This window comes from Aquimarina macrocephali JAMB N27, assembly GCF_000520995.1.
GTDB lineage: Bacteria > Bacteroidota > Bacteroidia > Flavobacteriales > Flavobacteriaceae > Aquimarina > Aquimarina macrocephali.
The window spans coordinates 142,019-153,711 of sequence record NZ_JACA01000012.1 but is presented as its reverse complement, the minus strand read 5'-3'; the positions used below and the strand labels follow the sequence as shown (position 1 = coordinate 153,711).

Sequence of the window (11,693 nt, the reverse complement as noted above, 5' to 3'; positions counted from 1 at the left end):
GTTGTACTAATATGTAACTTTTGTGGTTTATGTATGTAATAAATACTGTATAGAGCATGTTAAAAAAACGCAACCATAGCTTTTTAAAAGCATCTTATGTACAAGTAATAACTTATAAAGTTAAAATAAATGAAAAAAGTTTTTTTACTTTTATTAATACTCTGTGTAGCTTGTAATGATGACGATAGGACAGAAGATCCTGTTTTATGTACCCTAGAGGCTAGACCAGGTTTAGAAGTAACAATTAAAGATACTATGGATGCCACGTTTTTGGTAGATGGTATTACAGTAGTAGCTATAGATAGTGAATATAAAGAAACCCTAGAGAATATATCGGGAACTAATATTTTTGTTGGAGCCCATGAACGAACTGGTAATTACGTAGTTATGGTGAGTAAAACGGGGTATACAACAATTACCAGTGATCCTATTATTGTAGCAGAAGATATATGCCATGTAATTACCGAGAGTTTAGAGATTTTATTAGAGAAAAAGTAAAAAAATCGTAAAATTCCCTAGGATTTAAGAAAAAAATTCAAAAATTTAAGCTAGTTTTGAAGAATCACTCACAAATCAGCTTAAAAATGAAAACATTATTATTCTACCTCAAACGTTCCGTTTGGGCGGTTTCTCTTGTGGGAACCATTACTTCAGTAAACGCACAACAGCTTAAAACACAGGCAGATCAACAAGAGAAACCTGGAGGTCATTCACTTTACAAACAATCTAAAATTTACGATAGTAAATATGGATCTAAATCGGATGTAAAAAAAGTTGGTGATAAAGCGTTAGAAAGAATGAAGTGGGAATTTGAAAGACTCAAAGACCCGAACACTAATGAAATCCCTTTTGGAATTAGAGACAAAGAAGTAAATTTCTCTAGTAAGATTTCTGAAGGAAATGATTCAAAACAATCAATTAGCAATGCTGCGAAATCTTCAAAAGCAGGTCGTTTTTCATATTGGAAAAACAGAGGCCCTTACAATGTAGGAGGAAGAACAAGAGCACTCGCTATTGATCGTACAAACGAGAATGTAATTCTTGCCGGAGGAGTTTCGGGAGGATTATGGCGCTCTACCAATGGTGGGGAGTCCTGGAGAAAGGTAACATCTCGTAGACAATCACCAAGTATTACTTGTATTGTACAAGATCCTAGACCTGGTAAACATAATACTTGGTATTATGGATCAGGAGAACGTTTTGGTAATTCTGCTGGAGCAGGAGGAGCCTTTTTTCAAGGAACCGGAGTTTATAAATCTACCAATGGTGGAAGAACCTGGAGACTTCTTGAAGCTACCAATGATAATGACGTAAGAACATTTTCTCCTTTTGATTTGATTAACTCTATTGTGGTTAACCCAGCTAACGGAGATATTTTTGTAGGTACTTTTAATGGTGTACACAAATCTAAAGATGGAGGAAAGTCATTTGAAGAAGTATTAGCAGGTGATTTTGACAATACTGCAGAAGTTGCAGTTACAAGTACAGGTCAGATTTATGCAACTATCGATTCTGGAGGAAATCCTAATAATGGTTATTTCACATCTACAAACGGAGATGTTGATACATGGACAGAAATATCACCAGAGCTTTTACCAGCAAGTTACGGAAGAACTGTTATGGGGATAGATCCTTCTAATGAAAACATTGTATATTTCTTTACTCAAAATCTAGGTGATGGTGGACCAGCATTTTTATTTAAGTACGATGCTACTGCAGCTACACCAGAAGAAACCTGGACAGATCTAAGTGCTAATCTACCTATCGGAATTGGAGGATCAGTAGGAAACTTAAATCTTCAGGGTGGATATAATATGATCGTTAAGGTTAGTCCGGCAGATCCTAATCTAATGTTTGTAGGAGGAACTAATATATACAGATCTACAACTGGATTTACTACTTCTGCAGGGCAAGAAAGCTGGATTGCAGGATATTCTCCTTTAAACAATATAAGTGTATATCCTGATCAACATCCTGATCAGCATGCATTACTTTTTTATCCATCTAACCCTAATAAAGTGTTATCTGGTAATGATGGAGGTGTATTTGTAACCGAAGATGTTACTACTTCTACATCTGCAGCAGAACCTGTAGATTGGATTTCTTTAAATAATGGATATGTAACTACACAGCCATATCATGTATCTTTTGATCCAGAACCAAATAGTGATGATTTACTAGCTGGTTTTCAGGATAACGGTACTTGGTTTACATCTTCTGCGAGTTCTATAGAACCATGGATAGAAGATTTTGGAGGTGACGGAGCTTATAGTGCAATTGCAGATAACGGAAGAACAAGATATGTGTCTTCACAAAGAGGAAATGTATATAGATTTAATTTTGATGAAGCTGGAGAATTTCAATCATTCACCAGAGTAAGACCTGCAGGAGCTAATAATCTTGCTTTTATTACGCCATTTATTCTGGATTCAAATAATGATAACATTATGTATTTACCTGCGGGTAATAGAATTTGGAGAAATAATAATCTGGATGAAATCCCTCTTTTCTCAAATGCATTCGCAACAGTAAACTGGGTAGATCTTCCAAATACAGACACTCCAGCAGGAACTTCAATATCTTCTTTAGATGTTTCTAAGTATCCAGTTGCAAATAGACTATATTATGGTACTAATACAGGAGGTATCTATAGAATGGATAATGCTAATCTTGATGATCAAGAAGTAGTAGATATTTTTACAGGAAAAGGATTACCAGAAGGTTTTGTAAACGATATCAATGTAGATCCATCTAATTCTGATAGAGTTATTGCTACATTCTCTAATTATAGAGTAATAAGTGTATTCTTAACGACAGATGGAGGAGATACCTGGACAAATATTAGTGGTAATTTAGAAGAAAATGCTGATGGATCAGGAAATGGGCCATCTGTAAGAAGTACTGCATTCTTAGGAAGCAGCCAAGGATTCTTTGGTTCTAGATTACAAAAAGTATATGCAGCAACAAGTACTGGATTATACTATACAAATAGATTAAATGGAGAAAGAACCCGTTGGATCAAAGAACCTTTTGCTATTGGTAATGCCGTAACAGATGAGGTAAAAACTCGTAAAGATGGATTTATCGCTGTAGCTGCACATGGTAGTGGAGTGTATAGTGCAAAATTCCCAGTATTTAATGAATTACCAGAATCTTCATTAAGTGTAGCTTACCTATTAGATGATCTTCTTGTAGCAGAAAATAGCGAGGATGTAGAAGTAGACGTAACAGACTTATTTGTTCACTCTAACGGAAATGCAATAGATATAGAATTTACTAATTCTAATCCAGAATTAGTAACAGCAACATTAGAAGGAAATACAATCACTCTTTCTTTTGCACCTGATAGCTTAGGTAAGGCAACAATTGGTCTTATAGCTACTTCTGGAGATGAGCAAGTTGCAGAAGGATTCACAGTATCTGTAACCGAGCTTGCAATTTATGAGCAAATAGAAGGAGCTACATCATCATTAGCATCTCAATTCTTTGTTGATTTTGGTGGTCTGGCACAATCTGCAGATGATTTCATTATTCCTGCAGGAAATACATGGACGTTAGAGAGAATTGTAGCTTTTGGAGGAGCTAATAACTCACCAGCATTAACCAATGCAACTGTTGTAATATATAGTGATAATGCAGGGGTCCCTGGTGATGAGGTTTATAATAGTGGAGAGATTACTCCAATCTCTAATCCAACAGATACAAACTTAAATCTAGTGCTTCCAGCAACGGTAACATTAGAAAGTGGCAACTATTGGTTATCGGTTTATGCTAACTTAGCTTTTGGTGCTGGGCAAGAACAATGGTTCTGGTCTTCACAAAATGGAGGAATTGGTCAGGAACCACATTTTAAAGATAATTTAAACTTATTTGGTACTGGAGCGACAGATTGGACACCAGCTTCAGTTGCATTTGGTAGAGATCCTCTTGATCAGGTATTCCAGATTTATGGAATGGTAGATGATGGTGATGCAGGTGAGCCTAAACCTTCTGTAGATCCTTTGGCTGTAATAGAAGTGTCAAAAAACACTACAGCTTCACCAAATCCATCGAATGGGATGTTCTCATTTAATTTTAAAGACACAGCATTAAAATCTAATGGAAATACTTCTAGATCTATCGAGATCTTTGATTCTATGGGTAATAAGTTGTATTCAAATAGTAATGTTAGTGATAATACGATCTGGGATGCTTCAAATGCAAGATCTGGATTGTATTTTGCAAGAATTACTGAAGATGGAAATCAAAGTACTCTAAAACTTATTAAGAAATAAGTTGCAATAATGATAAACTTAAAAGGAGTTGAAAATTTCAACTCCTTTTTTTATTTTTATAGAATGGATAAAATACTGTATATATTAATAGTAGTTGGTTTATTTTCTTGCAAATCAAATAGTATTGCACAGGAAAAGGAAGCCGAAAAAACTAAACCTAAAGTGGAAAAACCAAAGTTTAGTGATCTTCAGAATAATACGATTGATCCTAATACAGTGCATTTGATTGCTGTAATACAAGGTGTAACTAAGAATATATCTATCTGTGAAAAGAGCTTTAAAACGGCTACTACAGTAAAAGTAAAACAAATTATAAATTCTGGATCGGGTATTACAAATATGATTTCTCCCGGACAAGAGATTACTTTTGGTTTTATGAACTCACCAGCAAATGATTTTGATACTCTAAAACAACGTATGCCTAAGGATAAGGAAGTTTCTTTTAAAATAAGAGAAAATCTATGTCCCGATATGAGTAAGACAGTGTATGAGGTTATTGGATTTAAAACTAAGGATTAGAAGCTTGAGCTTTGCAGTAGCATTATTTTAGAAAAAAAATACTAAAAAAGATACTGGTTTTTGATCAGTATCTTTTTTTTATGAATTAAATTTTGTGACTGCCAATTACCTTTCACGGGTAAAATTATTTCTCAGCAAACCAGACAATTATTGCAATAATAATGAGTATAAACAATACAAAGAAGAATATTTTCCAGAAGGAATAAGGTCTGCTTCCAGAAATAGCTCCTGTTTGGCCATTGATAAAGAAATTATACTTTTTACTACTAAAGCGATATGCACTAATATATACCGGAAGCAGAATATGCTTAAAGGTCTCTTCACTTAAACTCATATCTATATGGTGTACTCTTTGAGTATCTCCTCCTATATCACGTCTGGCCCAGGATGTTGCAATACGTTCTGCTTCTTTGGTAGATGATAGGTGACCATCCTTTAATGGAATCGTATATTTTTCGGTAACAAACCCTGCCAAAAAATTGGTGTTAAATGGTGAAAGAGCATCCAGATTCCAATTTGATATCTTCCTTGGTACTGGATTTTTATTTTGGTGTGATGCTTTAATTAAAGTATCATCGACAAAACCACTTACATTTCCGCTTGCGGGAGACCATCTTGTTCTACGTTCTTGTCGGGTTCTGGTAACAGATTTACCATTTACCGTTGTTGTATACGGAACACTAACATAATAATAATCTCCACGTTGTCCTGTATAATTTGCATACAATTGAGCATCAAAGGTCCAGTATGGTAAGTAGAGGCCTTTGGTATTTTGAGGATCTAATGCTGCTTTTTTAAGATTATTAGGGGCGAACCATAATCCTTTTACCCATTTTGAAAATATCTGATGTGATTTTTTCTGATCAAATTGAAAAGGAAGAACTGCTCCGGGTAATATCCAATCCTCTTTATATGCATCTTCTATAATCAAAGGCATAGTGCAATACACGCAATGCAAAGATTTATAGTTTTCTTCGATATGTTGATTTGCGCCACAATTTTTGCAATGCAGCATCATGATTTCTTCAGAATGCGATTGAGAACCCATTTCTTCGAGATAGAGTTTAAGTTCTAATTCCTGAAACCCATTTTGATCATTTATAATCGTTTCATGATGCCCACAATATTCGCAAGTAATCTCAGTTGTTCCAGGTTTATATTTTAATTCTGCACCACAATTAGTACAGGATTTTTTACGTTCTGAAACTGCTTTTTTTTCTTCTTCCATTTAGGAACTAATAATACTGGATGTTATATAGAATAGCCCCTTCTCCCATAGGAGAGAAGGTTAAGTTTCGCCCCAAAATTAATTTTAGGACGAGTTTTTATTTTTTAATTCCCAGGTAATGGAGGAGGAGTGCTTCCACCTAGAAATGATTTTAGCTCTTCTACATCTTTTAGTGCAACCCAGCTATCCATTCCTTGTTTCCATACCAAAGAATCTTTATTTATGGTTCTATTGGCAAATAGTGCTTTTAATTGTTCAAAGGATGCAGGCCCTGCCTGTTGTCCGTTTTGAGCATAAAAATACTGTACTTGCACTGGCATTGGTGGTGGAGCTACCGGAGCGGTTTGTTGAGGTTGTATTTGTTGTTGTCCTCCCATTGGATTCATCATGCCTCCCATTTGTTGAGCCAGAACAAATCCCATTCCCATTCCCATTCCAGCTCCTGCTGTACCTCCCTCATTGGCCGCTGCAGCTTCAATAGCTTTTGCAGTCTTAAATTTGGTTAATTTGTCCAGATCAAGCTTATCAATTCTACTATATTCAAAGATCTCTTTTTTCAACTCCTCTGGCATAGAAACATTCTCGATAAAGAATTTTTCCAGAGAAATACCCACAGAGTTAAATTCGGGTTGCATTACATCAAGACAAGTCTCAGATAATTCTGTAGTATTAGCGGCATATAGCTCGATAGGTAGATTAGCTTCGCCAACAGTATCGGTAAATCGTGTAGAGATTAAGCTTTTAAGATGTTCATTGATCTCGAAATTAGTGAAATTAGCATCTGTTCCTACAATGTCAATTATAAATTTACCGGCATCATTAATCTTAAACGCATAGGTTCCAAAAGCACGAATTTCTACTAGCCCAAAACGATCATCGTTTAAGGTAATTGGATTTTTGGTTCCCCATTTTTCATCAGTAAATAAATGTGTATTTACAAAATATACTTCGGCTTTAAAAGGACTATTAAATCCATATTTCCAGCCTTTTAGCGTCGTTAAAATAGGTAGATTTTGTGTATTTAAGGTGTATGTTCCGGGAGTGAATACATCTGCCAGTTGTCCTTCATTAATAAAAACTGCGGTTTGTCCTTCTCTTACGATAAGCTTCGCTTCATTTTTAATTTCATTTTGATATCGTTCAAACCGATGCACAATAGTATCATCGGTATAGTCTAACCATTCTATGATATCTATAAATTCGTGGCTAAGTTTTTTCTTTATTTCGTCAAAAATTCCCATTGATGAGTTGATTTTAAATTTGTGTTCTAAAGCTACAAAATTGAACGGTTGATGAAAAATTAATTTTGGATAAATGAAGAGAAAGTAAAGGATGAAAAAATAAGCTTCAAAGAAAATACATCCTTTTGAAGCTTATTGACTTCACAAATTTTAACATAATTTATGTATGCTAGTATCTGGTATATAACAAGTATCCGCCAAATCGATGATTGTTTAAATTTCCTGATGAAGAAATTGAAGTACGTCGATATCTTTTTGATAGAAACGTTTTTCTATACGTCGAAGATGTATGTGGAGCGACATTAATAGTTTTCTTTATTTTATAATTTCCAAATATTTTATAGTAAGTTCTCACCTTTAGAGAATTGTTGGCATTACAATTCGTTATTTCCAATTCTAATCTTTTGCATTTACTTGCCCCTTGTTTTCCTGAACTATAAAAAGTGGTTCCTGCTGCACCGGCATTATAGTTATTATATATACGATAATATTTTCCAGATTGATCGTATGTGTTATAGTTGGAAGATCCAACACAATAACTCCCTTCAAATTTTTGGAGTATTTGAGAATCTTTTGCGACAAGTATTTTATTATGTTTTTCAGTGATACTTCTTTTTTGAGCCTTGGTTTTAACTTTTTGATTTTCTTCGATAAGCAGAAGATCACTTGGTACTTCTACATCATTATCGGTTAATGCAAGAAAGATTTCTAATGAGCTTAATGTTTTTAGATCTCCCAAACCATTATAATTATCTGTGCTTCCTTTAGCTTCCAGAACTACACCATCAGATTCACTTCTAAATACTAAATCCACATTGTTGGATAATTTAATAGTGGCTAGTGTTTTTGGTACTAGAATTATTTCTTCATTTGTATTCTCTAATTCAGGTGCTGATATAGATTCTTCTTCTTTATTACAGGAATAAAGGAAAAACAAGGCAATGACTAACATGAATATAGAAGTGTCTGTTATCCTGTGCGTTGATATGATTTTATTTTTCATGATTCTGTTTTATTATGTTTTTTATAGATTAATAATCTGTAAATAGTAAATATCCTCCAAATCGATGTCCCGCTTGACCAGTTGCCGCTACAGACGTTTTTCTATATCTACGAGACAAATAGGTTTTAGACCAAAACTTGGCAGTGTTTGGAGAAATATTAACTGTATTACGAAGCTTATAATTTCCAAATATATTTTTGTAATATGTTCGAGCCTTTAAAGTTTTACTTGTACTACAATTTGAAAGCCATAATTTTACATCTTTACACTTATTACCATTATTTTTCCAAGAGCTATAAATTATTGTTCCAGCACCTCCGGCCAGATAATTTTTATAAGAACGGGAAAACTTACCAAAAGCATCGGTGTCGTAATATCCTGGTGTTCCAGAACAATGATTAGAATTTGCAGGACCCTTGGTATACAACAATGTAAGTTGAGAATCTAATTTGGCTGCATGTTGTTTAATGGTACCTCTCTTTAAAGCTTCGTTTTTTAATTCTTGATTTTCTTCTGTTTCTATCAAATCTTCAGGAACAGGAACGTTTTCTTTGGTTAATACCAAAAAGCGATTCAATATACTTTTATTCTCTAATGCTCCTAATCCGTCAAAATTGCTAACATTTCCTGTGGCTTCAAATACAACTCCATCCTCTTCAGTTTTAAAAATTACTTCTACATTATTGGTGAGCTGTATTGTTGCTAAAGTTTTGGGTGTTAATGCGATTTCTTCTGTATCTAATCCAACTTCATTTTCTGGTTCGATTTCTTCTTCTACATTACATGAAAAGAATGTGATAAATGTAAATAACATAACTGCTTTTATGTTGACTTTTAATTTCAATAAATTTTTCATTTGTTTTAGTTTTTTAATGTTAATTAGTCTATTGTTTTAATTTGTGATTGGGACAAATATAGACTGGGTATCTATTTGAAAACAAATTGATTATATCGAAATTCCTGAAATCAATATCGAAATTCCACGAATTTCGATATTGATTTTTTTAGATATTTTTTTCAGAGTTTCACAGATATATCTTCAATTAATAAATGGCAAAATGTAAGTTTTTTCTGACGCTGATTAGGGGTTTTTAAGAAGTAAATGTTTTGATCAAAAGATTATATTTACTATAAGATTTTATAAAGTAAATAAGTGCTCTTGATACCAAAAAAAATAAACTACGTTTTTGACTCATGTAGTCTAATAAGGCTTTTAATTTGGATAATTCTTGGCGTGCAGATGGCATTAGGACAAGAACAAACAGATGCTTCTTCAGATTCGTTACGAAAACTTAGTTATAATCGTTTATATGCTTCCTATCGAAATGTTAGTCGTGATACTATAAAATCCAAATTATATCTATTGGCATATTTGGATAAAGCAATTGCAGAAAAGGATACTATAAAAATGGCTAAAGCTTACAGTCATTTATCATATTATGAGGTAATGGAATCTAAAAAAATTGCATTATTAGACCTGGCTATAAATATAAGTAAGAAACAGAATCATGATAAATATCCCGTTAAAGCGTACTCTTTTAAGGGAGGGTATTACTTTATGAAAGGTGATTATCAACTTGCTCTAGATAATTATATACAAGCACTATCACTCGCAGAAAAGGTTAATAACAAAGAATATATGCAATATACAAATCATAATATTGCATGCATTAAAACAAAGATTGATAAGCATCAGGAAGCTTTGTTGCTTTTTAAAGAAAATTTTATTTATGAAAGGAACAGGGATGAGTTAAATATGGTTTCTTATTTACAGTCGTTAATTCCCATGGCAGAATCTTTTCGCTATAATAGACAAATCGATTCGGCATCTTTTTATAATGATATAGGGATATCGAGATCTCTGAAAACAGAAAAACTAAAGCGTAAGTTTTATGGTAAATTGGTTTTGAATGAAGGGGTCAATCTGTTTTTTGAAAAACAATATAATCAAGCATATGATAGTATTGTTAAAGGGATTGCTTTGCTAAACAAGTATAATTCAAAAGATAAGGAAAGTTATGTGCTGGGATCTTTCTATTTAGGCCAACTTCATCTCAAAAGAAAAGATACCGTAAAAACTGAAAAAGAGTTTTTAAGTATGGATTCTATTGTTCAAAAAGAAAGAATTACCCTTTCTGAAACGAGAAAAGGATATGAGTTTTTAATCGGCTTATACAAATCCAGAGCAGAAAAAGAGAAACAATTGGTGTACATTAATAAGTTACTTCAGTTTGATAGTATTGTAAATAGTCAGAGAACATCTGTCTCTACAAAATTGTTTAAAGAATTCGACACTCCACTACTCCTTAAAGAAAAGAAAGTATTAATCGAGAAATTAGAAAAAAATACCAACACACTAAGTTTTTGGGTAGGATTTCTGATTGTATTGTTTTTAATGGCTATTACTTTTATGTATTATCAATATATAAAAAGAAAGAAGTATGAGCGCAAATTCAAAGAATTACTTGATAAAGGTAAGAGGACTAAAGAATTACCTAAAAAGTCATTAGGGGATATCGGTATTGCTGACGATATAGTTAGTGATATTCTTGAAAAACTAACTCTTTTTGAGGAGAGGCATGAATTCTTGAAAAAAAATATAAGTATTTCTTCTTTGGCTAAAGAAATTAATACAAATACCAAGTATTTATCGAAGATAATTAATCACCATAAACATAAGAGTTTTACAAATTATGTAAATGAGTTAAGAGTACAATATAGTGTTGATCAATTAAAAGAAAACAGTTCTCTTAAAAATTATACGATTCAGGGTATAGCAGAGGAAATGGGTTTTAATAGTGCTGAATCTTTTTCATCAGCCTTTAAAAGAAATACAGGGATGAAACCTTCATATTTTATGAGAAAACTAACTGCTTTAAGTATAGAATAATTTCTCGAAATTCATGAAATCCTTGAAATGAGGCTGCACTATAGGATTTATTTTAAAATGCTTATTCTAGATTTGAAGAAAATTACACAAACATTTATAAAGTAAGGAACATGAAAAAACAGAAAACAAAAAAATTGGAGCTTAAAAAATTTGAAATTGCAAAATTTGATCGTTTGGAAACCGTGAGAGGAGGAGGTATTATCTCTATCTCATTTATAAAAAGTTATGATCCCGATGATTGCGCAAACACAACGGGGTGTCCTTCTTATGGTTGTATTGGACCAACTGTTATTCGAAATTAGCAGAATATCAAAATGAAAAGAGACCGTCTAGAAAGTATTCTGGGCGGTTTTTTTTATGTTTATGAAATAAGAGAGCCCTTAACCACGAATTCGTGATTAAGGAGAACTCCAACCCTTACTTAACTCAACTTAAATAACAAAAGTTGTAAATGTAAATCTGCACTGCAGAATTGTATGAAAATACTATAAATAACACTCTCTAACTCTTGATCGAATTAGAGAGTGAGGGGGTATTC

The 11,693-nt window shown here is 33.1% G+C and carries 9 protein-coding genes; 5 read left to right on the top strand and 4 right to left on the bottom strand.

Annotation, left to right across the window (positions count from 1 at the left end):
• Positions 1-129 precede the first annotated feature (129 nt).
• The 3 genes from Z054_RS0108995 to Z054_RS0108985 all read left to right on the top strand — a co-directional run bounded on the left by Z054_RS0108995 (position 130) and on the right by Z054_RS0108985 (position 4,793).
• On the top strand, positions 130-498 hold the full coding sequence (locus Z054_RS0108995; RefSeq protein ID WP_024769744.1) for a hypothetical protein: 369 nt from the start codon (positions 130-132) through the stop codon (positions 496-498).
• A gap of 86 nt (positions 499-584) precedes the next feature.
• Positions 585-4,274: a T9SS type A sorting domain-containing protein gene (locus Z054_RS30045; RefSeq protein WP_024769743.1), complete on the top strand. Its 3,690-nt coding sequence runs from the start codon at positions 585-587 to the stop codon at positions 4,272-4,274.
• A 63-nt stretch (positions 4,275-4,337) separates the two neighbouring features.
• Positions 4,338-4,793 (top strand): hypothetical protein, encoded by a 456-nt coding sequence (locus Z054_RS0108985; RefSeq protein WP_024769742.1) that lies wholly within the window; start codon positions 4,338-4,340, stop codon positions 4,791-4,793.
• A gap of 124 nt (positions 4,794-4,917) precedes the next feature.
• Here the strand turns inward: Z054_RS0108985 and Z054_RS0108980 are convergent, their stop codons facing one another.
• The 4 genes from Z054_RS0108980 to Z054_RS0108965 form a co-directional block, all read right to left on the bottom strand.
• Complete coding sequence (locus Z054_RS0108980) at positions 4,918-6,021, bottom strand: DNA helicase PriA (RefSeq protein WP_024769741.1); 1,104 nt, start codon at positions 6,019-6,021, stop codon at positions 4,918-4,920.
• Between the two features lie 104 nt (positions 6,022-6,125).
• Positions 6,126-7,262 (bottom strand): SPFH domain-containing protein, encoded by a 1,137-nt coding sequence (locus tag Z054_RS0108975; RefSeq protein WP_024769740.1) that lies wholly within the window; start codon positions 7,260-7,262, stop codon positions 6,126-6,128.
• Positions 7,263-7,431: 169 nt separating this feature from the next.
• Entirely contained in the window at positions 7,432-8,265 is an 834-nt protein-coding gene (locus tag Z054_RS0108970) for a hypothetical protein (RefSeq protein ID WP_152538510.1), read from the bottom strand.
• Positions 8,266-8,293: 28 nt separating this feature from the next.
• Positions 8,294-9,121, bottom strand: coding sequence for a hypothetical protein (locus Z054_RS0108965; protein ID WP_024769738.1), 828 nt, complete (start codon positions 9,119-9,121; stop codon positions 8,294-8,296).
• 384 nt (positions 9,122-9,505) lie between these two features.
• Between Z054_RS0108965 and Z054_RS0108960 the strand changes: the two genes are divergently transcribed.
• On the top strand, positions 9,506-11,155 hold the full coding sequence (locus Z054_RS0108960) for an AraC family transcriptional regulator (RefSeq protein ID WP_024769737.1): 1,650 nt from the start codon (positions 9,506-9,508) through the stop codon (positions 11,153-11,155).
• A gap of 110 nt (positions 11,156-11,265) precedes the next feature.
• Positions 11,266-11,457, top strand: a complete 192-nt coding sequence (locus Z054_RS0108955) for a hypothetical protein (RefSeq protein ID WP_024769736.1) — start codon at positions 11,266-11,268, stop codon at positions 11,455-11,457.
• Positions 11,458-11,693 lie beyond the last annotated feature (236 nt).

What these genes read in the sequence shown, in the direction of transcription:
- Z054_RS0108980 (WP_024769741.1), bottom strand. Translation starts at nt 6,021, where the DNA reads ATGGAAGAAGAAAAAAAAGCAGTTTCAGAACGTAAAAAATCCTGTACT.
- Z054_RS0108955 (WP_024769736.1), top strand. Translation starts at nt 11,266, where the DNA reads ATGAAAAAACAGAAAACAAAAAAATTGGAGCTTAAAAAATTTGAAATT.
- Z054_RS0108970 (WP_152538510.1), bottom strand. Translation starts at nt 8,265, where the DNA reads ATGAAAAATAAAATCATATCAACGCACAGGATAACAGACACTTCTATA.
- Z054_RS0108975 (WP_024769740.1), bottom strand. Translation starts at nt 7,262, where the DNA reads ATGGGAATTTTTGACGAAATAAAGAAAAAACTTAGCCACGAATTTATA.
- Z054_RS0108985 (WP_024769742.1), top strand. Translation starts at nt 4,338, where the DNA reads ATGGATAAAATACTGTATATATTAATAGTAGTTGGTTTATTTTCTTGC.
- Z054_RS0108995 (WP_024769744.1), top strand. Translation starts at nt 130, where the DNA reads ATGAAAAAAGTTTTTTTACTTTTATTAATACTCTGTGTAGCTTGTAAT.
- Z054_RS0108965 (WP_024769738.1), bottom strand. Translation starts at nt 9,121, where the DNA reads ATGAAAAATTTATTGAAATTAAAAGTCAACATAAAAGCAGTTATGTTA.
- Z054_RS0108960 (WP_024769737.1), top strand. Translation starts at nt 9,506, where the DNA reads ATGGCATTAGGACAAGAACAAACAGATGCTTCTTCAGATTCGTTACGA.
- Z054_RS30045 (WP_024769743.1), top strand. Translation starts at nt 585, where the DNA reads ATGAAAACATTATTATTCTACCTCAAACGTTCCGTTTGGGCGGTTTCT.